Genomic DNA, 22,038 nt, shown 5'->3' with positions numbered 1-22,038 from the left:
GAGAACGATACATCGGACGGGCTGCTTCTGGAGCGTATGCGCGAGTGGCCGGAGGGGTGGACGAACAGTGAAAGCGAGTGACGGCCAATTAATCGGCTATGAGAAGGAGGGAAGCGAGCTGTGGCTGTGGGATGATTTGCCCGAGCTGCACATGGAGGCAGGATACCGGATCGACCGGCTGCTGCACTACGAGCGCTCACCCTATCAGGAAATCAGCGTGGCGGAGACCGCGGCCTTCGGCCGGATGCTCGTGCTGGACGGGGTCCCTCAGGTGACGGAGAAAGACGGTTATATCTATAACGAGATGATTACACACTTGGCTATGGTGACGCATCCGCATCCGCGGCATGTAGCCATGATCGGCGGCGGTGACTGCGGACCCGCACGCGAAGCGGCCAAGTACACAGAGGTTGAACGGATTGACGTGGTGGAAATTGATGCCCGTGTCTCGGAGGTCTGCCGCTTGTGGCTGAATCGCGATCCCTCTGAGCGGGCTGATTCGCTCACACATCTCCACCATGCAGACGGCGCCAAGTGGATCCGCAAGCCCCCTGTCCCGATCGATGTACTGCTTATCGACCGATCCGATCCATACGGCCCTTCTGCCGCGCTATATACAAAGGCCTTTTACAAATCCGTTTATGACAGCTTATCTGCTGATGGTATCACCGTTTTTCAATCCGGATCGCCATTCTTTGATATGAAGGGGCTTCGGATTACGACCCAGCGGCTTCGCAGCTTATTCCCAGTCGTTCGGACGTACTGGACGGCGATCCCTTCATTCCCTGGCGGTATGTGGAGCTTTACCCTGGCTTCCAAAGGTACAGATCCGTTATTAGGCTGCATGGATCGCCTGCCTACCGACACGCGATACGTTAATAAGGCGATTATCCCGGCTGCCTTCGAACTGCCTAATTTCATTCAATCCGCGTTGGATTGATCATGGTCCCCCTATGAAAGAAGCGATCCGGGTCAGTCTTTCCTGACCCGGATCGCTTTCTTTCATTCTTCGATTACGTTCGCAACTTAAGCTCGTATGTCCAAATTCCCGCCCAGGTGCGGTTGTGCGCTTTGCTCCATCAGCTGCGTCAGCATCTGTCCTTGTATCTGCATGCTATCAAGTGACTTGCCCAGAACGGCGATGCCCACCGCCTGCTGCAGATTCGATTTCGCCATGCCAGAAACCAACGTGCCTACACGCTGAATATCCATCGTATTTCCGACCTCCTCTTCTGCTATCTCTTTTATCGGCTATTCGCTGGCCGTACTTTAGGGCAATGGATGAATATGATATGCTGGCCTTAGTAAATGGACAAACATGTTGGAGGTAGGATATGAAGCAGTATGAAGTGCGCAAGCACGATGAAACGTACACCCTATACACATTGACAGAAGCAGCGACTGATTCCTCTGTCACCATCTGCCCGGAACGCGGCGCGATTGCCATCAGCTGCCGCTTGAATGGCGAAGAGCTGTTCTACTTGGATGAGGCTACTTTGATCGACCCCGAAGCGAATATCCGCGGCGGCAATCCGATCCTATTCCCCATCTCCGGCCAGCTTGTTGATGGACGCTATGAATGGGACGGGGTAACCTATCCCATGCGCAATCATGGCGTCGCACGCAATCGGCCATGGGAATTCGTGTCTCTATCCGAAGAAGGCGAAGCAGCCCTGACACTGCGTCTGTGCAGCGGCGAAGCAACTCGAATCGAATATCCCTTTGACTTCGAGCTGCTCTTTACCTATGCGCTCAAGGACGGCGCCCTGCAGATCCGGCAATCCTACCGGAATTTATCCGAGAGCAGCATGCCGATTTATGCCGGCTTTCATCCCTATTTCAAAATAAGCTCGAAGCGTATTGCGTATGGCACGGATGCCACACAAATCTTGGATTACAATGATCAAGTCGTGAAACCGATCCAAGGCGAAATCGATATGGACGGATTGCAAGAATCCGTCGCACTTCTTGACGCCACCGAGCCTGCGATCTCTTTCCCGGGTCCTGAAGGACAAGGCACCGTGCGCATGACCTACAGCGACGTGTTCAAGTATGTCGTGCTTTGGCAGGTGGAGGGCAAGCCTTTCGTCTGCGTCGAGCCTTGGATGGCATTGACTGCGGAATTGAACCGCAAGGAAGAGCTTCAGATGATTCCAGCCGGACAAACGCTGGAAGCCGAGCTCACCATTCATTACAACCAGAGTTAGACTACTGCTTGCTGCTCTATCGATCGATTGTTCCTGACGCATAAGAAAAGACGCCTGCTCCTATATGAGCAGGCGTCTTCTTTATAACTGCCGATCTTAGCTTATTGTTGGATTTCATAAATTTGATACATTTCGTCAAGCATGAGGTTGGCCGCTTTAATGCCGCCAGCCGTATTCCAGATCGCATCGTCCACTTTGTAAGCTTTGCCCGCTTTCACAGCGCCAAGGCTCTGCCAGAGCGGATCGCTCGTCCATGCTTTCTCGGTATCGTTCGCTTTGCCGTCGCCAGTATCATACGTGAAATAGAATAAACGATCTGCCTCCGCCTCCGGCAGACGCTCCTTCGTAATCTCGTCGACGAATTGCTCCTTGGCATTCAATGTCATTGGATTACGTGTAATACCAATTTGGTCGAAAATGATACCGGAGAATGTGTCTGTGTGGTAAACACGCGTTTTGTCGGCCATGAAACGAACAACCGATACCGTTTCCTTCAGCTTATCGCCGGCTTTCGTTTTGAAGTCCTCGATCCGCTTATCGAATGCAGCGACCAGCTCGTCGCCTTCCGCTTTCTTATTCAGCGCTTCCGCATACAGCTTGAAATTAATTTTCCATTCCCCGCGCAGCGTCTCGGACTCTACGGTCGGTGCGATGCTTTTCAGCGTCTCATAAATTTTTTCGTGGCGCATTTTGTTAGCGATGATCAAATCCGGCTTCAGGCCGGCAATCAGCTCTAGGTTCGGCTGACTCTCTTCACCCAGCTCAGTAACGCCTTCCATATCTGCTTTCAGGTGGTCGTACCATGGGTCACCCGTCCAAGATTTCACAGCGCCGACAGGCTTCACGCCCAAGGCAAGCACGGCTTCCGTGCTCTCGTTCGTTAGAACGACAACGCGCTGCGGGGTGCCCTTGATATCCGCGGTGCCCATTGCATGCTGCACCGTGCGCACCTGATCTTGATCGGCCGCTCCTGCACCATTGTTGCCCGCGTTATTCGCGCTATCATTAGCCGGCTTCTCGTTATTCGAATTGCCATTGCCATTGCCGCATGCGGACAAAATCATGATCAGCACCAAGGCCAGCATACTCCATGTCATCGTACGTTTGTTCCGTTTTACTGTGTTCACCTTTCAGTTCCTCCCAGATTATCGAACCGGACTGTTCCGATTCACGTTATCAATTGAAAACAATTATCATTTACATTTTAAAACTATACGTGATTGACATTGTGCCTGTCAATGAAAATTGTGAGAACGATTCTCAAAATCATTGACACACCCGTTTCATTCCTCTAAAATTCATAACGTACTTCCATTGCAGCTCTACAAATTAGTTCATCATATAAAGGCAGGCTATTATGAGAATATTTGGTCTTCTGCTTACCTCTTGCGTACTCGTGCTCGTCATGGTCAGCAGTATCATATTTGGCGTAACGGATATCCCCCTATCTACGGTATGGGATTCCTTCATTCACAATACCGGCTCGAGGGAGCATCTCGTTATTCAAACGACACGTGTTCCAAGGGCGCTTATCGCAGCGTCTGTCGGAGCCTGCCTCGCTGTTGCAGGTGCAGTCATGCAGGTGATCACACGCAATCCGATCGCTTCGCCAAGCACCTTCGGCGTCAATTCCGGTGCGGCCTTCGCGATCGTCATGGCCTCTGGACTGCTTGGCATAAGCGGCTTACAAGCCTACTCGGTTGCCGCATTGGTCGGGGCAGCAATCAGCGGCGGAATCGTATTTCTACTCGGAAGCATCGGGCGGGACGGCATGACGCCAATCAAGATCACACTGGCCGGCGCATCCATGGCCGCATTCTTCTCCTCCTTAACGCAGGGAATTATGCTGTCCAATGGCAAAATGTTCGACCAGCTGCTTTTCTGGCTGGTAGGGTCGGTAGCAGGCCGGGAGATGAGCATGCTCACTACAGCCATTCCTTATATGCTTGTCGGTATGATCCTTGCGCTGCTCGTTTCCCGCCATCTTAACGTATTGGCTATGGGCGATGACGTCGCGCAAGGACTTGGACAACGCACCGCGCACATCAAGTGGATCGCAGCAGCGGCAGTCATCCTGCTTGCCGGCGGTTCCGTTGCGGTAGCAGGGCCAATTGCCTTCGTCGGCATCATCGTTCCTCATATCGCACGTTATTTGATCGGCAGCGACTATCGCTGGGTACTTCCCTATAGCGCGCTGTTCGGGGCCATCCTGCTCGTGTCGGCAGATATCGGCTCGCGGTATATCGCAATGCCCAAAGAAGTTCCTGTAGGCGTCATGACCGCTGTAATCGGCGTCCCATTCTTCGTCTACATTGCACGGAAAGGAAAACGCCTTGCATGAGTAAATTCATATCCTTACGATCCGATAAATTTTCGTATCTGTTCGAGAAGAAGCATGGATGGGTTACCTTAGCTCTGCTGGCGGCAACGATTCTCATCATGATCATCAGCACCGGCATCGGAAGCCAGTACATCTCTCCGATCAATGTCATTCGGGCAGTATTCGGCCATGGCAGCGCTATGAATGATGTCATCGTGAATCAGCTCCGCCTGCCACGCATTGTCATTGCCGTACTTATCGGCGCATCCCTGGCTGTCGCGGGGGCCGTCCTGCAGGGGATTGTCCGCAACCCGCTCGCCTCGCCTGATGTGACCGGTATAACGGAAGGCGCTTCTCTGGGCGCTGTCTTATTCATGTTTCTGTTCTCAGATTCCGTATCGATTCATTGGATGCCGCTTATGTCGATCGCCTGCGCGTTCGGCGTTACCTTCCTGCTCTATATACTGGCCTGGAAGCAGGGAGTATCGCCACTGAGGCTCGTCTTGATCGGTACGGGATTATCCGCCGCATTCAAGTCGGTCTCCTATATGCTGATCATCTCGGGCCCGCTCATTCTCGCCAGCAAATCGCTCACGTTCATGACCGGCAGCATATATGGCGCTTCTTGGAACAATGATGTCTTGAACCTGCTGCCATGGGTTGGCGTACTGCTTCCCCTGACTTGGCTGCAAGCGCGCCATGTAAACGTACTGGCGCTAGGCGACGAGGTAGCAACCGGCACTGGGGCCCGCGTTCAACGTCACCGGCTAATTCTGCTGCTGTTGAGCGTAGCCCTTGCGGGAGCTGCAGTCGCAATCGGCGGAGCGGTGACCTTCATTGGCTTGATGGCACCGCATATGGCGCGCAAGCTGGTCGGACCGTCCTTCGGCAATCTGCTTCCCGTAAGCGCACTGATAGGGGCTATATTGCTGCTGATCGCGGATCTGATCGCCCGAACCGCATTCCTGCCATTAGATGTTCCAGCCGGCGTCTTCACGGCGGCGATCGGCGCCCCGTTCTTCCTATACATGCTGTACCGTTACCGAAATCAAGCCTAATACCAGGAGGGAACAAAAGAGATGAGCACACTTAAAGCGAGTAAGCTGACCTTGTCCTACGGGGGTACGAACATCTTCGAGGACTTGAACCTGACGATACCTGAAGGCAAGATTTCGGTATTCATCGGAAGCAATGGATGCGGGAAGTCGACCCTGCTTCGGGCAATGGCAAGACTGTTGAAGCCGCAGAACGGCTCCGTCATCCTGAACGGCGAGGATATCGCCCGTCTTTCCACCAAGGAAGTGGCCAAGCAGCTGGCGATTCTGCCGCAGGGTCCAACCGCGCCGGAAGGACTTACGGTGCTGCAGCTGGTTAAGCAGGGCCGTTACCCGTACCAGAGCTGGCTCCAGCAGTGGTCCAAGGAGGATGAGCGCTGCGTTCAGCAGGCGCTGCACGCGACAGGAATGACGGAATTGGCCGAACGCACGGTAGACTCGCTTTCCGGCGGACAGCGCCAACGCGCTTGGATCGCGATGACGCTCGCACAAGATACGGATACGATCCTGCTTGACGAGCCCACGACCTATCTCGATCTGACTCACCAGATTGAAGTGCTGGATCTGTTGTTCGAGTTGAACCAGAATGAGCGGAGAACGATCGTCATGGTGCTCCATGACATCAATCTGGCCTGTCGTTATGCGCATCATATCGTCGCCATTCGGAATCAGGCCGTATTCGCGCAAGGGCAGCCTGAGCATATCATCAATTCCGAATTGATCGAAGAAGTCTTTCACCTGCAGTCGCGAATCATTCCCGATCCCATATACGGAACGCCGCTCTGCATCCCGCAAGGCAAAGGACACCAGGCAGGCTCGGCTCCGCTCGAAGCCATCGCGCTATAACAGATCACAGCTTGTAAGGCCGCATTTGTCATGCGGCCTTTTTGTTCGTTATGATGGGGAGAGAACGCATTCGATTCGCAAGAAAGCGAGGGATGACCTTGACTACTCATGTTCAGCTCCGTCAGCTCGGCAATTCCGATTTAAAGCTTTCGCCGCTCGGTCTGGGCTGCTGGCAGTTCAGCAAAGGCAGCGGTATCGTCGGCAAATTCTGGCCCGTGCTCGGTGATGAGGTCATTCAGGATATTGTGCGCACCAGTCTTGCCGGCGGCATCAATTGGTTCGATACGGCGGAGGTGTACGGCGGCGGACAGTCGGAGCAGATGCTCGCCGATGCGCTGAACGCGGCTGGCGAGGCCGCCGAGAGCGCGCATGTTGCAACGAAGTGGTGGCCGATTATGCGTTCCGCATCCAGCATTTCGAGAACGATCGAGCAGCGGCTGCGCTGCCTGAAAGGATGGCCGATCGATCTGCATCAGGTGCACCAGCCTTATTCGTTCTCATCCGCGGCCAGCGAAATGCGCGAGATGGCCAAGCTGGTGAAGGTCGGCAAAATCAAGCATGTCGGCGTCAGCAATTTCTCCGCGGCCAAAATGCGCGAAGCCGACCGCACGCTTCGCGAGTTTGGACTCCGCCTGACCTCCAATCAAGTGAAATACAGTCTGCTCGACCGGCGAATCGAGCGTAATGGCATTATGGAGACCGCTAAGGAGCTTGGCGTCGCTATTATCGCATACTCTCCGCTTGAGCAGGGACTGCTGACCGGCAAGTTTCACGTAAATCCGGAGCTGGCCAAGCAAATTTCCGGGCCGCGCAGATGGAGCAGCGCCTTCAAGCCAGCAGGTCTGAAGCGGTCGCAGCCGCTCATAGACCTGCTTCAGGAGCTTGCATTGAAATATGGGGCTTCGCCAAGCCAAGTCGCGCTGAACTGGCTCATTCACGCTCATGGTGAGACCGTATTCGCCATACCGGGCGCGTCCAAGCCCCATCACGCAGTAGAGAATGTGAGGGCGATGCGTTTCACCTTGGAGGCAGACGAGATCGCGGAGCTTGCATCCGTCTCCAGCTTCTACGGACGATAATGGTTACCGGGGATTATCTATGCATGCACGCATACAAGCACTTGTCGTTCAAATCGGCCTTTGCGCACCACGCAACGATCAAGGACGAGCAACCGGGCATGATTGATGTCATCATCGATCGATTCTATGGTTACGATGATAATCCGCCTGGCGAGGCGTCTTGCGCTGCTGAGCATGGCGAGCCTCTCCTCCGGCGGCATCACCGAGCATAGATTGTACGGCAGGTCGACGATCGCGGTATCATAGCTGCCTGTCAGTGTCCGCATATCCGCAACCCGCACGACATCAGGCATTCCGTAATGAGCCAGGTTAACCCGCGCACCGCGCACCGCCAGCGGGTTCAGATCGAACCCCTCCATATTCATGCCCATCGACAGGGCTTCAATGACAACCGTTCCGATACCGCAGCACGGGTCCACGACCCTTACCCCGCTGGGCATCGGAACGGCAATATTAACGACTGCCCGCGCAACACGCGTCCCAAGCGCCGTCGAGTAAGGCTGCGGCTTCTGATTATGCTTGAGCCATACCGGCTCTCCCTTCTCACACTCGCCCAATATCCATCTTCCTCTGATGCAGGCGACACCGAACAATCTATCCGGCTTACGCATCTCCGCTTCACCTCGTATTCGCAGGCCAATCTGCCTCTCAATCCCCCGCTGATCCTCATAAGGGATATTGCCATCCGTCTCTACCAATACGACCTTGAACGTCAGCCCATCAAGTTCAATGGCACTAACCTGCTCGGCAAGACTTGAGATATCTGTTCCTTCGTAACGAATCGTGATTTTATATTTGATGAAAGGAATCGGCTCGGTGAAATATCTATTCCGCTTACAACGCCGCCCTCCACGGGCTCGCTGCCCAGCATCGTCCTCATCTCCATCCGGCACAGCTCTAGCTCATCCTCATGGCATGCGACGGTATACAGATAAGTTATCTCCTGGCCTTCCTCTTGCAATAGGTCCTCCAATTCTGCTCCCCTCCGTTCGATTTCCCATATGCCACAGCTTAACCACCGCTTGGCTGCCGGTATGTCCGGAACACAATGTCCTGATTATAATTGCCGAAGCCTTCCCCGTATAGGGTGGCGCCGCCAACATGCAGCGCATCCTTGGGCACTTCGATCTTCAGTGTCCAGTCGTTGCGCGAGACGGGAATGTCATCCAGCGTCACATCCGACAGCCGCTGGCCGTCAATGAACGTACCGCCCGCCGTGACCCGCACCATTTTGAGCCAGCCATACTGATTAACGCTCCACCAAGCGGGCGTCAGCTGGCCGCGCCCCTCACCGGGATCACCGGGACTCGTCCATACGCCAAGCAGAACATCATTCAAATAGAAGTGGATGTCGGACGGCCAGTTCTCGGAGGTTCCTGGAGCCTCTGAGCCGATTTCGAGTGAAATTTCAATTTCCTCCAAGGTCTGGCCAGGCAGCACGTAGTTCGGAATCCGATACTCCACGAAGCCTCTCCCGAACCACAATATGCGGGCATGCATCCGCTCAGGCTCGAAGAAGTACCGCGGGTCGTCAAACTGTCCAATAATACGTTCCGTTGTCGCCAGCCCGCATGTGGGATGAACATCAAACCGGGTGTAGTGTCCGACTGGAACGGATAACTCTTGAAAGGGGCGCGGCTGATCACCCTTCTCCGGAATCATGAGCTCAATGCGGTTTACAGCAAGCGAGCATATTTTGTGCGTTCCGCCGTTACGACGAACCAGCTCCGTTCGAATAAGACCGCCCTTCTCCAGCTTCTTCGTATGCATCGTCACAATTGCACTGCTGAGCCCGAGCGCCGAAGCCAACTCCTTCACGTTCATCGGCTGCCCGGCCAGCAGCTCCAGCACGCGCAGACGCACAGAACTGGCCAACGCTTCATATAACGGCAGCCATTTGCGCTCCGTATTCGCTTGTATCCTCATCGTGTGTATCTCCCTATATCGTAATTAACAAATATATTCATTCAAGATTGTCGATAAGAAAAGCTTGTAATGATAGCGTTAATCGTGTTTACTATTTTTGAAAACGTTATCTCATTAACTAATTAATAATAATATTAATTTAAGGGAGAGGTGCGCTTCATGTCAAACAAAGCCACAATGATAGTGGACAAGGATTTTCAGATCGGTGAAGTCGACAAACGCATTTATGGCTCGTTTATTGAGCATCTGGGCCGGGCTGTTTATGGCGGCATCTACGAGAAGGATCATCCGCAAGCGGATGAGCAGGGCTTTCGAACCGATGTGCTGGAGCTGGTCAAAGGAATCGATGTGCCGATCGTTCGTTATCCCGGCGGCAACTTCGTTTCCGGCTATAACTGGGAGGATGGCGTCGGTCCCGTAGATCTGCGTCCCCGCCGGCAAGAGCTCGCTTGGCGAACCATCGAGCCGAACTGGGTCGGCTTGAATGAATTTACCGATTGGTGCAGGAAGGCGAACTCCGAAGCGATGATGGCCGTTAACCTTGGCACGCGAGGACCGGAGGAAGCACGCAATCTGGTTGAATATGCGAACTTTCCGTCCGGAACGCAATGGAGCGATCTGCGCATCCAGCACGGATATACGCAGCCGCACGCCATTCGAACATGGTGTCTTGGCAACGAAATGGACGGTCCGTGGCAGATCGGCGCCAAAACTGCGGTCGAGTATGGACGTATCGCTGCAGAGGCTGCAAAGGTGATGAAATGGACCGATCCGTCTATCGAGCTCGTCGCCTGCGGCAGCTCCGGCCTCGGCATGCCGACCTTCCCCGATTGGGAATCAACCGTGCTGGACTTCACTTACGATCACGTCGATTATATCTCGCTCCATCAATATTACGGCAACCGCGACAACAATACCGGGAACTTCCTTGCCCAATCGATGGGGATGGATCAATTCATCCATACTGTCATTGCAACGGCGGACTATGTCCAAGCGAAGAAACGAAGCAAGAAGAAGATCAACCTGTCCTTCGACGAATGGAATGTCTGGTATCACTCCAACGAGGCGGATGGCAAAATCAAACCGTGGCAAATCGCACCGCCCCAGCTCGAAGATGTATATACTCACGAGGACGCACTCGTCGTGGGCTGCATGCTGATCAGCTTGCTGAAACGGGCCGATCGGGTGAGAATGGCTTGCATGGCTCAGCTCGTCAACGTTATCGCGCCCATCATGACGGTGAATGGCGGCGCAGCGTGGAAGCAAACCATCTATTACCCTTACATGCATACGAGCACGCTCGGCCGCGGGACAGCACTCGTACCCCTTATTCAATCGCCTAAATACGATTCCAAGGATTACACCGATGTGCCTTATCTCGAGGCGGTGTCCGTTCATAATGAGGAGAACGGCGAAGTGACCGTGTTTGCCGTCAACCGCGATGTGAACGGTACGCTGCCGCTCGAAATCGACCTGCGCAGCTTCGGCACCTGCCGCGTCTTGGAGCATATCGTGCTCGAGAATAACGATCTAAAGGCGGCTAATACCGCGGATACGCCAGACCGGGTCAAGCCTCATACCGGCGGCAATGCAGCCGTACTCAATGGCGGCCGTATTGAAGCTGTGCTTGCCAAAGCGTCATGGAATGTCATCCGCATTAAGCTGAGTTAGTCGTTACGGAATAACGGATATTAGATCGATGGCACGTGTATTACCCGCCGGGATAAAGATCCTGGCGGGTTTCTTGCGATTCCCCTTATGCAGACTTCGGTATCGTTACATCACGTTCTTTTTTTTGCTGTCCAACTGAATCAGCTTAGCCATAACGGGTAATGGATTAGCAGAGGAAACAATCGCGGTTAAGGGGGGCTTCAATCTGGGTCTGCTATTTATTTCAATGTACTTCATCGTCGTATTTCTGGTCATGGAAATTTCCGTAAGCCTTCTCGTATTTACAGGCTTAGAGCCTGAAAAATCACGTTTTCAAGTCGTTTCCATGCTCACGGCCACAGGCTTCACGACCGAAGAATCGGAGTTGATCTTGCGCCATCCCGTCCGGCGGAAAATCGGGCTGTTTCTCATCCTCTTCGGAGTGTTCTCCTTGGCTGTCGTTATCTCAACCATTAGCAGCATCTTGTCCACGAGCTTCCATCTAATGCCGCTGCTGATTGGGACTGTATGCCTTGCAGCGGTTCTGCTCGTCGTCAAAAATAAAAAAGTGAAGGAGAAGCTTTCACTTCTTCTGATCTCCAAGATGAACGGCGACCATAAAATCGATCAAATTCCACTGGAAGAAATTATTGTGGAAGAGAAAGAGCGAATGATTGGCATCCATCTGCAGGAAGGTTCACAATGGATCGGACGAATGCTCAGTGACATTCTGGAGCATGACGATGCGCCCCTCCCGCTCATGATTCGGAGAGAATCCGGAAAAATCACGAAGGGATGCCGGGATCAGAAGCTGCTGGAGGGTGATCTCATCCTGTTCTATGGGGATAAGGAGCAGCTTGAATCGCTTACGCGCAGCAACCGGAAGAACACTGAAATGATAATGGGCTAGGGGCACGCGCAAGCTTGTTCGGTTCCATTCGCCAATCACTCTTTATACCGCTGGGCATCTTCGCTGATATCCCGCATCGTGTACGCTGCCGGCACATACTCCCGATCCTGCAAGTCAAACCGGACGGATAACTCTGCCACGACCGTACCCGGAGACACAAAGCCCGTAATGTCGGCCCATAACCTCCCTTCTTCGTCCAATCGATACTTCACAATAGAGCCAAGGCCAAGCTTGTCGAACCACATCCCCGCATCGGATTCCTCGAATTGTTTGGCGATCGTTTGCTTGCCGAGCGTGACCTTGACATCTACTTTACCATCGCTAACCTTCACTTCGGAGGTCACCGCTTCCAGCGTCCCCTTAATCGGGTCACGGACGGGGATTTCAGTCAGATCGTGCCGGATAATATGCGGTTCCGTTACATGGACGCCGCTCCCATATGCCGTTGTCAGCACGATGACCGCATCTGTCAACTTATCATGATCCATATCCGTCATGTATACCTCAGGTTCGTATGACGCATTCGCCACCGAGTGCCAATAATACTCACGGTATCGTTGGCCCCACACCACCTTAATCCGTTGATAAAGCTCTGTGATATTAGCTCTCTCGGGCATGACTGCCGTTATTCGAAGACGACCCTTGTCGTATTGGTCGTACAGCTCCGTCCACTCCAGCTCGTTATCCTTCTTCGGCTTCATATAACCGACCACTTTTCCCTGAATCGATTCCCGGTCGAAACCACCCGCTGTCTGGCTGTCATTGAAGCTTCGCCACCATACGTCGCCTAATAGAAAATATTGTCCTTCCCCGAGCTTCACATCCTTGGTCATGCTCGTATTCCAGTCCTTTAAATCCTCCTTGCCTCGTGATGCTGAACCATAGAAGGCATCCAGCTCTCTTCCGTCAATGGTGATTTGGCCATCCTGAAGACGAATGGTTTCTCCCGGCAGGCCGACTACTCGGGAGATATCGTAGGGCTCGTTCACGGAATTAGCGCTTGGTTGGGTCTTGAAATAGACGACATCGCCTCTCGATATAGCCAGGTTATCGTAATAATCGGGGTCGACAACGACCGGGGTCGACATGCCGAATTGCAGCGACCAGGCCATACCGTCATTGACGATGACATGGACCCGCTGGGAGAGCGTCGTTTCGTTGAGCAGCGGCAGCTCCTCCTTCGTCGTGTCATCGGTAATCGGTGATCGGCTGTCGAATAAGGCAGCCAATTGGCCGCTGCCATACGGCCGCAGTGCGGGAACATCCACGAAACCGATGAGCAGAATCAGGCACACGAGGAGAACCGCAAATCCGGCGAGCAGCGCCTTTTGTACGGACAATAGGCTCGAACGATTCGGTGAATCAAGCTGTTTCTCCACTTGATCCCACATATCCGCCGTAAACATTCGTTCGCGAAAAGGACGCTTTCGAAGCAGACGGCTCCAGTCCGGCTCAGCTTTCTTCATCTACCATCTCCCCTTCCTTCAGAGCAGCCGCAGCCATCTTCCGAGCCCTGCGCAGACGCGACTTCACCGCCGTAACCGACAGGTTAAGCAGGCTAGCCATCTCTTCCATGGACAGCTCATAATGGGCCTGTAGAATAAGCACTTCTCTGTATATAACAGGCAGCCTCATGACGATCTGCCATATATCATCCACCATCATCCGTTTCAAGTAATCGGCCTCTGCCGAAGGGTTCACTTCCTTCGTACTGATGAAGCCGACCAGTACAACCTTCCGTATAAAGGCAGAACGCCGATGCGTGTACCACGTATTTCGCACAATCGTCATGAGCCACGTTTTTACAGAAGCTTCTCCCCTGAACGAGTCTAGGCATTTAAAGGCCTTCACGAACGTCTCCTGGGCGAGGTCATCGGCCGCTTCTTTGTTCTTCGTCAAGAAATAAGCATAATACCAAACATCCTCCGCATATTCCTCCATCACCCGGCGAAAATCCGGCGGACTTAGCGCAGTCAAATGTATTAACGCATCGCCTGGCACAGACGCTCCCCCCCTTTCTCCCCGTGAAATAGACTGTTTGAACGGGAGAAAGTTGCAGATTTTCCTTCGTCACGCCAAAAAAAGGCCGTCCTCTTGTAGAGAACGGCCTCGCATCATTGATTTCCAGCAGCTTAGTCGTGATTAACCCCGTTTAATGTAACAGGCGTTAACAGTCGGCGGCATTAAGGCCGCGGCTGTTTCACGAGCTGCTCTTGGGCAAGACGGATCATCTCGCGCACCATCGTTCCGCCAATGCGGCCGCCGACATGACCGACGGATTCCGTCGTCAGCTCTCCGTTGTCGCCGGGCTTAAGCGGTACGCCCAGCGAACGAGCAACTTCATACTTCACGTCATCGGGCCGGCTCGGATCAACCGTGTATCCTTCCCGTCGCATCACTTCCGCCTTAAAGGCACTCAACCCCTGCTCCGCACCGGGAACGACTAGTCTTCTTCTGCTTCTTCTCGCCATACCGTATGAGCCTCCTTATGGAACGCCACATTATTGTCGTTCATAACATGCCCGCTCGGCCCTGCGTTTATGTAGTCACAGGCAACAGGAGGCAGGAGCTGTCAATCGAACCAGCCTTTTCGTTTGAACCAGGCAAACATGCCGCCACCAAGCAAGGCCATGAAGATTAATACGCCAAAATAGCCGTATCGCCAGCGAATTTCCGGCATAAATTCGAAGTTCATGCCATAGATGCCAGCAAGGAACGTCAGCGGCATGAAGATCGTTGTAATAACCGTTAAGGTTTTCATGATCGTGTTCATGCGGTTAGAGCTTAATGACATATAGTGATCCCGCATATCCGAGGTCATATCGCGGTTGGAATCCAGCATCTCGGACAGCTTGAGCAGATGGTCATGAATATCGGCGAAAAAGATATGATAATGATTTAAACCATCGATGCGCTGGGAGCTAATAATCCGGTACAACAGATCCCGCATGGGCGTGATCGTCTTCCTGAGCTTAAGCAGCTTGTTCCGGATTTCAAAAACACGATTCATCATTTTGGATGCTGAATGGCTCCCTGGACCGGTCTCGTAATCAAGCAGCTGATCTTCAATCGCATGCAGTGCCGGGAAGTAATAATCGACCAGCTTATCGATGACGGAATGAGCGGCCTTCACATATCCATAAGGTTCGTATCGCGGCTTCGATACCGTCCTCGCCCACGCTTCGTCCAGCTCCGGCACCTTATTCAAGTGAAAGGTGACGATATACCCGGGCCCGATGAATAGGTCGACTTCCTCGGCCTTGAGCGTATGCTCATGAAGCGCATGAAGAACGAAGAAGTGAACATTCTCGTAATGATCCAATTTGGGCCGCTGCAAAAACATAAGACAATCCTCAATAGCCAGCGGGTGAAAATGGAAATAGGTTTCCAGCAGCTTCGACTCTTCATCTGTAGGCTCACAGAAATCGGCCCAAAACCACAATGTCTGTTCCCGATCGATTTCATGAAGCAGACAATTAGTGAGAACCTGATGGTCTTTGGTCACAACAAGCGTACGAATCATGTCTAGGCGCTCCATCCATTTTCTTCCCATTGTAGCACTCCAAGGCGCCGAATATCCAACCCCCTTCCGGCCTGGTCAAAGTAAAAGCTCCTGCCCAAGAAGGCAGGAGCTGGCGATCATAGATAGACAAAGGTGATGGTTATCACGCCATCGCTGCCTAACGAGTAGGAATACCGGTCTACTTGCGGGAATTGGAAGACGATCGCGCTAAGTCCCTTGATCCCGTCTTCATCCGCGTACATCCGCTTGACGGTTAAGGATTGCGCCCTCATCTCGATCGCATTGGCGATGCGGGCTTCGAATTCATCCAAGCTCCCGACCGTCAAACTGTTGAAGACATAATAGTTATACTTGGTCGCAGTCGCCTTGGGCAATGTGTCCTGCCAGCTGTGGTCGATGCGAAGCTGCTCGTCTGTCACGTTGAAATAACCGTAATCCACGCGTCCCGGCACATCGGGCACCGGATCATCCCATGTGACGTCGAGATTATAATACTCGCCGCCGATAAGGACTTTATTCCAAGTGTGAAGCTCCCCTTTCACCTTCCCTGTCACGATATGAGCTTCGATACCGGCCATGTTAAGCAGCAGCTTGGCTGTATTGGCATAGCCTTGGCATACGGCGATTCCATCCATCAGCGTACCATAAGCGCTATATGACGCGTCTGGCACAGTCCCTTTGCTGTAGTTGTCATAATCATAAGCGACATGAAGCACCAGGTAATCGTGAATCGCAAGCTCCTTCTCATAATCACTCATGCCAGGCTTGATGATATCAGCGAGTACCGCCTTCGCCTTGGTATAAATCTGTCTGGTCTGCTCATCATGAATAATGAAAGAAGTTCCTTTCTCTACAGCTTCCAGCAGATCATATTCGTTCTTAACGAAGAAAGTTCCATACTGCTTGTTAATCCGGTTGACGAGAACAACTGCCTGCTCTATAGAAGTGGTCTGCTTCGGCATAAACCAGACGTTGTCTTTATATTGGCTGCCCTGCAAGAGGCTGCTCGCGGCGAGGATCCCGACCGCATCCTCGGACCAGGCGGCAATCTTCTTCTGGTCGGCAAACGTCGGTATTCCACTCGTCTGCAGCCTGTCCCGGAATCCCGCTTTGATCAGTGTGTTATACACCATAACAGCAAGCTGTTCTCTTGATATAGGCGCACTTGGAGAGAAGGTCTTCTGACTTGTACCTTTTACAACCCCCAGCTCATAGGCCTGACCGACATAATAGTTCCGCGTATCGCGAAACGGGTTGTTCACCGGATCCGGAAGCTCCCGGCCCGTCAAGGCCTCGTAGAGCAGGACGATCATCTCCGAGAATTGGGCTCTTGTGATGGCATCACGGTAATTGCCCTCAATCCAGCGCGGAACGATGCGGCTTTCTTTCGCTTCTTGGATGTCCTTGACTGCCCAATAGCTCGGCGGGAGATTGGCTGCATGCAAGCGGGCAGGAAATGCAAAGGCAAGTATTACCGCTATGACGACGGCAAACCCCAGGGCTTGTCTAATTCCTTTCATCTCTCTATGTCCCCTCCTATCGACTGCGGATAATCTGCTAGATTATAGCATAAACAGCTCTCCTTTTTACAAAACTTACGAAAACTTAGGATATCCCTGCTTTTAATACGGTTATCCAGCCTGTGAGCAGGATTCCTCGCTTCTATTTAACGTTACCGTTACGCTGCCGTATTCTCGCTTCTAAGCCTCGGTTCAATCCAGCCAACCGTTCTTGCCGGCAATCGCAATCGCGTCGATGCGGTTCTTGGCCTCGAGCTTCTGGAACGCTTCAGATAAGTAGTTACGCACCGTCCCGGCCGTCAGATGAAGCCGCTTCGCAATATCACTCGCCTGCAGCCCTTCCGCCGCCAGCTTCAATACTTCGCGTTCCCGTTCCGTCAGCGGATTCTCCGCTTCCCAGAACGTTAGCGCGAGCGCGGGACTAACCGCCCGTCCGCCTTCGTGCACAGTGCGAAGCGCGGCGGCGAGCTCGCCGATCGGCGAATCCTTGAGCAGGAAGCCCCGTACGCCCGCCCGCATGGCACGCTGAAAATAGCCCACCCGCGAAAATGTTGTCAATATGACAATCCGGCACGGCGAGCCGTCGCTCTTCAAGCGTTCCGCTACTTCTAAGCCGCTCAAGTGAGGCATCTCAATATCAAGAATGCATATATCGGGCTCTAGCTCGAGCGTCATCGCCAGCGCTTGCTCCCCATTCTCTGCCTCCCCGATTACTTCGATGTCGTCCTCCATGTCGAGCAAGGCGCTCAGAGCCCCTCTGAGCATCGCTTGATCCTCCGCCAGAATGATCTTCATTCTTCCGCTCCTCCCTTCACGATCGATTTGGCTACCAGCGGTACGATGAACGTCAGACGGGTACCGACGCGGCCACCATCCGGTTCAAAGAGAAGCTCGCCTTCTACGAGCTTAAGTCTCTCCTTCATCCCTTTAATTCCGTTGCAGCCCACAGCGGGGTTGCCTTCGTGATTGACAACCCCCTTGCCATTATCAGTCACAGACAGCAGGATCCTCCCGGGTTCTTCCGCACGTTCAATGGTGCACATTCTCGCTTGGCTGTGCTTGACCACATTCGTCACGGCTTCACGCAGGCACATCCCCAGAATGTTATCGATAATCGTTGATTCCACATGCGTATCGAAGTCACCTTTAGTCTCGAGTACAATTCCGGCAGCCGCTAAAATCTGCTTGGCATGGTCGACCTCATCCTGAATCGTAACCGTATTCATGCCCGATACGAGCTCCCGTACCTGATTGAGCGCTGCCCGCGAGGTGTCTTGAATATCCCTCACTTCCTTAACGGCGCGCTCCGGATTCTTAACGATTAATTTCTCCGCCAGTTCGCTCTTAAGCGTAATCAGCGACAAGGTATGGCCAAGCGTATCATGGAGATCCCTCGATATACGCTGTCTTTCTTCATTCTTGGACAGCCTTGCGATCTCTTCATTCGCCAAGGTCAGCTTGCCGCGCAATTCGCGTGACCGCCAACCATAGCGCATCGCTACAGGCATCAAGAGCATGACCATTATAGCAGGCAGCAGGGAAAGCATTTGATCACTATCGCTATACAGCTCATAGTGCAGGCTGATCGAGCCGAATAATAGCAGCATGGCACCCATCGCCAGCAGCATACGTCTTGTGGAGCGTAATGTCCCGATAACAGGCGATGGATAGAAGGCCATATAGAGAAAATTCTCATGATAGCGAATGCAGAATACGGCCACAATAAGCAGCATCACGATAATAAGTCCGAATCTTCCCTTATGGTACCGGAAGCTAATGATATAGCTGGCTGCGAATACGAGAATGAGTATCGAGTCGACTACCATCTCGCCAATGGGCTGCTGCAGCATCGTATGCAAGGGGAATGCCAAATAAAAGAGCCAGATGAACGTAAAGACAAAAGGCGGCCCTTCCCGCGGCCGCGTTTGTTTATTCTTCATTCTTGGTTACACCGCTTCCTGCTTACGAATGATATACGTCGATAGTATCATAAACACCACGACATAAGCAGCCAAAATTCCCACTCCCATCCACTCGATCGCCCCTCCGCCAACGATGCTCCACGCCCCCTGGCCCAGCTGATAGGTCGGCATGGCTTTGGCAATGGTCTGCATGAGATCAGGCATTGTAGCCGTTGGCATCCACAGTCCGCCTACGATGGACATCGCCATGTAAACCATGTTGCCGACAACCTGCACCACTTCCACATTGCGAATCGTGCCCAGTAGCGTACCGAGCGACATGAACGCGAATGCGCCCAGCCAAATCCACAACCCGCTTTCAATCCACTGTAAGGCCGTTAAGTTCACATCTTTCACTAGCGCACCGATAAGGAACATAAACAGAATGATGCATAGGTTCAACAGCCCTTGTCCGGCTACTTTGGCCGTTATTTGTGCCCAGCCGGGCAGCGGGGTAATTCGCATTAACCGCGTCCAGCCCTGTGAACGTTCTCGCGCGATCCGCACCGCCAGTGATGTAACGCTAGCTCCGATAACACCGTATGTTGTCATCGACATTAAATAATAAGCTTTCCAGTCCGTGCCCCCTACCTGCGTGTTATCCCCCACTGTGCTGGTAAATATGAAATAGAATGCCGCTGGCATGATAATGGAGAAGATAACAAACCGCTTGTTTCGGACTGTCCTCAATATTTCCGCCTTAATCTGAGCCAATGTCGCTCTTGCCGTCGTACTCACATCCATCGCCCCTCTTCGTTTATTTATTCACAAGTGTCTGGAAGGCTTCTTCAAGACCACCGCTCATGATTTCAATATCTCTCATCTCAATCCCGTATTTCACCAGGTTAATGAGCAGCCGGTCCGTGTCCGCACTCTTTAACATCACCCGGTTCTGACTCCACTCGATATCATCGATACCAGGAATCGCTCGCAGTAATTCTGTCGTTACGGATGAACCGGCTGTGAATGAGATGACCCGTCCATTCGTTCCTGCTTTGATTTCGCTTGGCGTGCCGTCGGCCACCAGCTTGCCATTGTTGATCACGACGATGCGGTCCGCAACGCTATCGGCTTCCTCCAAATAATGCGTCGTCAATACAATCGTCCGTCCCCGGCCCGCCATGGCCCGTACGGTCTCCCAGAATAACTGGCGGCTTGAAACATCCATGCCCACCGTCGGCTCATCGAGAAACAGCACATCGGGATCGCCTGCAAGCGCAATCGCAAAGCCGAGTCTGCGCTGTTGACCGCCTGAGAGCGCCGATGCCAGCTTATTACGCTCCCCCTCCAAATTAGAGACCTTCAGAAGACGATCTAGAGGCAGCGGCTTGGTGTAATAGCTGCGAAACAGATTAATGGTCTCCGCCACCTTCAAGCTGTCGACTACGCTCACTTCCTGCAGCATAGCCCCAATACGGTCGCGCACGCTTATCTCCCGCGGATCGCCGCCGAGCAGCTTCACCGAACCCGTTGTCGGCTGCTGCAGCCCAAGAATCATGGACACTGTCGTAGTCTTGCCCGCACCGTTGGGCCCAAGCAGCGCAACCACCGTCCCTTGCTCGATGGTAAGCGACAAGCTGTCGACTGCTTTTTTACCTTTGAACGATTTGCTTACGTTATCCAATTGAATGGCGACCGCCATGTGTATCACTCCTTGTTCTGATCTGTACTTATCGTACCGAAATGGAAAAACCTCCGGTATGCATGAATAACATCTCTTTGAGATGACAAACGTCATATTTCAAAGCCCTCTCTGCTCTTACTGAGGTATGGGGATCAAGCTGTCGGAATGCACAGCATGAATTGCTCGTCAAGGTCGATAGCTTGACAATATAGATGGAGCAGTGTATAGTTATTGTTTGAAGTAGATGTAACCCCTTGTTTTTTCCTCTAATTTGGTAAGGATTCATCCTCCCATCCAACCACATTGATTTCCTTTATCCGGCTGCTTGAAGGAACACGGGATCATTCTGGCGCGGCCTCGGAGCCGCAGAGACGATTGAGAGGTTAGGGCTTTCGTTGTTTTCGTGTATTATTTTCGTGAATGAAAATTTGGAATACATGAGCGGTTACACGCTACCACATATACGCGCGAGTCATGCGCGACACACAAAGACCCTCGTTTCGATTACGAAACGAGGGTCGTCCAATTTTACAGCTTACATATCTATCTCCACAGCTGCTCCGATCTTGATCTTGCCATGCTGTTCTTACATGGGCCATTCAGAGCGGCACTACCGTCTACGTCTTCATCATTTCATTACTTCTTACTTGCCAGCTCCAACAGCTTCTGTACGCCGGCCGCCACCTGCTTGGGGGTCCCGCCGTTATCCGCGTAAGTGCGGATCTGCTTAATCGTCTTAACTGCTTCCGCGCTCGTGACCTTGAGCACCCGCACCTCTCCCCCAATAAACGACTTGATCCGGCTTTCCGCCTGCTCTAAATTGTCTCCCATCGTGTTACCGGTTCCGAACGTGCCCGCTTTACTATTCGGCTCCTTGCCGTGGCCAGAGAAGCCTGCCGTCCCGCTAAGCACCTTCTGCTGCATGGAATCATACTTTGTCGCGGTGGTCTCACGCTTATCCGCGGCAAGCACAACCATGTCGTCGATGACGAACACCGTCACACCATCGATCCCCGCCTCGCTCAGCCTCGACTCCAGATGTGTGGAGAATCCGTCACTGTTCAAGCCGGAGCTTCCAATCCTGCTATAGACTGTGGTCCCCATGCCCGAGGTCGTATGCCCGTACTCATTCGTCGTCCGGATCTTCATTCGATCGGCGCTCGGAATTACATTGGCATCACTTAAATTCGCTGTATGACCCCGATAGGGATCATGGCTTTGCCGAACGGATTGAACCTCAACCTTCGCTTGGCCATTGTTTGCCGTACAGCCGGTTAACGCCATTGACCCGATTACGACTACGGTTAAGGCTAAAGGTATTTTCATGACAACTCCTCCATATCTCATTAACAAATAATTTTATAATTTATCATCCCCTTCCCTTCCGAATGTATAAACGCATCCCAGTGGAAAATAA

The 22,038-nt window shown here is 52.8% G+C and carries 22 protein-coding genes; 8 read left to right on the top strand and 14 right to left on the bottom strand.

Annotated elements, in window-relative coordinates:
• The first annotated feature begins 67 nt into the window (after positions 1 to 67).
• A complete protein-coding gene (gene speE / locus NNL21_RS27440) occupies positions 68 to 940 on the top strand; it encodes a polyamine aminopropyltransferase (RefSeq protein ID WP_204820544.1) in 873 nt (290 codons plus the stop codon).
• An 86-nt stretch (positions 941 to 1,026) separates the two neighbouring features.
• Here the strand turns inward: speE and NNL21_RS27435 are convergent, their stop codons facing one another.
• Positions 1,027 to 1,212, bottom strand: a complete 186-nt coding sequence (locus NNL21_RS27435; protein ID WP_204820543.1) for a YjfB family protein — start codon at positions 1,210 to 1,212, stop codon at positions 1,027 to 1,029.
• Between the two features lie 122 nt (positions 1,213 to 1,334).
• Between NNL21_RS27435 and NNL21_RS27430 the strand changes: the two genes are divergently transcribed.
• Positions 1,335 to 2,207 carry an aldose epimerase family protein gene (locus NNL21_RS27430; RefSeq protein WP_204820542.1) on the top strand — a complete coding sequence of 291 codons (873 nt, stop codon included), beginning with the start codon at positions 1,335 to 1,337 and terminating at the stop codon, positions 2,205 to 2,207.
• A 101-nt stretch (positions 2,208 to 2,308) separates the two neighbouring features.
• Here the strand turns inward: NNL21_RS27430 and NNL21_RS27425 are convergent, their stop codons facing one another.
• Positions 2,309 to 3,304: an ABC transporter substrate-binding protein gene (locus NNL21_RS27425; protein WP_204820704.1), complete on the bottom strand. Its 996-nt coding sequence runs from the start codon at positions 3,302 to 3,304 to the stop codon at positions 2,309 to 2,311.
• Between the two features lie 260 nt (positions 3,305 to 3,564).
• On the opposite strand from NNL21_RS27425, the gene NNL21_RS27420 reads away from it, so the two are divergent.
• The 4 genes from NNL21_RS27420 to NNL21_RS27405 all read left to right on the top strand — a co-directional run bounded on the left by NNL21_RS27420 (position 3,565) and on the right by NNL21_RS27405 (position 7,507).
• Positions 3,565 to 4,548 carry a FecCD family ABC transporter permease gene (locus NNL21_RS27420; protein ID WP_204820541.1) on the top strand — a complete coding sequence of 328 codons (984 nt, stop codon included), beginning with the start codon at positions 3,565 to 3,567 and terminating at the stop codon, positions 4,546 to 4,548.
• Entirely contained in the window at positions 4,545 to 5,585 is a 1,041-nt protein-coding gene (locus NNL21_RS27415) for a FecCD family ABC transporter permease (protein WP_204820540.1), read from the top strand. The genes NNL21_RS27420 and NNL21_RS27415 overlap by 4 nt, the downstream gene beginning before the upstream one ends.
• A 21-nt stretch (positions 5,586 to 5,606) precedes the next feature.
• Entirely contained in the window at positions 5,607 to 6,428 is an 822-nt protein-coding gene (locus tag NNL21_RS27410) for an ABC transporter ATP-binding protein (RefSeq protein ID WP_204820539.1), read from the top strand.
• Positions 6,429 to 6,520: 92 nt separating this feature from the next.
• Positions 6,521 to 7,507 (top strand): aldo/keto reductase, encoded by a 987-nt coding sequence (locus tag NNL21_RS27405; RefSeq protein WP_204820538.1) that lies wholly within the window; start codon positions 6,521 to 6,523, stop codon positions 7,505 to 7,507.
• A 17-nt stretch (positions 7,508 to 7,524) separates the two neighbouring features.
• Here the strand turns inward: NNL21_RS27405 and NNL21_RS27400 are convergent, their stop codons facing one another.
• The gene (locus NNL21_RS27400; protein ID WP_309145359.1) at positions 7,525 to 8,400 is read right to left on the bottom strand and encodes a TRM11 family SAM-dependent methyltransferase; all 876 of its coding nucleotides are present in this window, start codon (positions 8,398 to 8,400) and stop codon (positions 7,525 to 7,527) included.
• 118 nt (positions 8,401 to 8,518) lie between these two features.
• Positions 8,519 to 9,433: an ArsR/SmtB family transcription factor gene (locus tag NNL21_RS27395; protein ID WP_204820537.1), complete on the bottom strand. Its 915-nt coding sequence runs from the start codon at positions 9,431 to 9,433 to the stop codon at positions 8,519 to 8,521.
• A 159-nt stretch (positions 9,434 to 9,592) separates the two neighbouring features.
• Between NNL21_RS27395 and arfA the strand changes: the two genes are divergently transcribed.
• Together arfA and NNL21_RS27385 are read left to right on the top strand one after the other, a co-directional pair.
• Positions 9,593 to 11,104 carry an arabinosylfuranosidase ArfA gene (arfA, locus tag NNL21_RS27390; protein WP_204820536.1) on the top strand — a complete coding sequence of 504 codons (1,512 nt, stop codon included), beginning with the start codon at positions 9,593 to 9,595 and terminating at the stop codon, positions 11,102 to 11,104.
• A 226-nt stretch (positions 11,105 to 11,330) separates the two neighbouring features.
• Positions 11,331 to 11,993 (top strand): TrkA C-terminal domain-containing protein, encoded by a 663-nt coding sequence (locus NNL21_RS27385; protein ID WP_204820535.1) that lies wholly within the window; start codon positions 11,331 to 11,333, stop codon positions 11,991 to 11,993.
• Between the two features lie 35 nt (positions 11,994 to 12,028).
• On the opposite strand, the gene lepB is transcribed toward NNL21_RS27385, so the two are convergent.
• The 10 genes from lepB to NNL21_RS27335 form a co-directional block, all read right to left on the bottom strand.
• On the bottom strand, positions 12,029 to 13,459 hold the full coding sequence (gene lepB, locus NNL21_RS27380) for a signal peptidase I (protein ID WP_204820534.1): 1,431 nt from the start codon (positions 13,457 to 13,459) through the stop codon (positions 12,029 to 12,031).
• On the bottom strand, positions 13,446 to 13,994 hold the full coding sequence (locus NNL21_RS27375; protein ID WP_256555519.1) for an RNA polymerase sigma factor: 549 nt from the start codon (positions 13,992 to 13,994) through the stop codon (positions 13,446 to 13,448). Before NNL21_RS27375 ends, lepB begins: the two co-directional genes overlap by 14 nt.
• 182 nt (positions 13,995 to 14,176) lie before the next feature.
• A complete protein-coding gene (locus NNL21_RS27370) occupies positions 14,177 to 14,464 on the bottom strand; it encodes an alpha/beta-type small acid-soluble spore protein (protein WP_204820533.1) in 288 nt (95 codons plus the stop codon).
• Positions 14,465 to 14,565: 101 nt separating this feature from the next.
• Positions 14,566 to 15,516 (bottom strand): magnesium/cobalt transporter CorA, encoded by a 951-nt coding sequence (gene corA, locus NNL21_RS27365; RefSeq protein WP_204820702.1) that lies wholly within the window; start codon positions 15,514 to 15,516, stop codon positions 14,566 to 14,568.
• 116 nt (positions 15,517 to 15,632) lie between these two features.
• Entirely contained in the window at positions 15,633 to 17,036 is a 1,404-nt protein-coding gene (locus tag NNL21_RS27360) for an S-layer homology domain-containing protein (protein ID WP_204820532.1), read from the bottom strand.
• A gap of 192 nt (positions 17,037 to 17,228) precedes the next feature.
• Entirely contained in the window at positions 17,229 to 17,831 is a 603-nt protein-coding gene (locus tag NNL21_RS27355; protein ID WP_204820531.1) for a response regulator transcription factor, read from the bottom strand.
• Positions 17,828 to 18,976 (bottom strand): sensor histidine kinase, encoded by a 1,149-nt coding sequence (locus NNL21_RS27350; RefSeq protein ID WP_204820530.1) that lies wholly within the window; start codon positions 18,974 to 18,976, stop codon positions 17,828 to 17,830. Before NNL21_RS27350 ends, NNL21_RS27355 begins: the two co-directional genes overlap by 4 nt.
• Before the next feature lie 6 nt (positions 18,977 to 18,982).
• Positions 18,983 to 19,741: an ABC transporter permease gene (locus tag NNL21_RS27345; RefSeq protein ID WP_204820529.1), complete on the bottom strand. Its 759-nt coding sequence runs from the start codon at positions 19,739 to 19,741 to the stop codon at positions 18,983 to 18,985.
• 13 nt (positions 19,742 to 19,754) lie between these two features.
• Positions 19,755 to 20,639, bottom strand: a complete 885-nt coding sequence (locus NNL21_RS27340; RefSeq protein WP_204820528.1) for an ABC transporter ATP-binding protein — start codon at positions 20,637 to 20,639, stop codon at positions 19,755 to 19,757.
• A 618-nt stretch (positions 20,640 to 21,257) separates the two neighbouring features.
• Positions 21,258 to 21,947: a hypothetical protein gene (locus tag NNL21_RS27335; RefSeq protein WP_204820527.1), complete on the bottom strand. Its 690-nt coding sequence runs from the start codon at positions 21,945 to 21,947 to the stop codon at positions 21,258 to 21,260.
• Positions 21,948 to 22,038 lie beyond the last annotated feature (91 nt).

The sequence above is a fragment of the Paenibacillus mendelii genome (genome assembly GCF_024498075.1).
Classification (GTDB): Bacteria; Bacillota; Bacilli; order Paenibacillales; family Paenibacillaceae; genus Paenibacillus_Z; species Paenibacillus_Z mendelii.
Note: the sequence above shows the minus strand (reverse complement) of the source record. Positions and strands in the feature narration are given on the sequence as shown.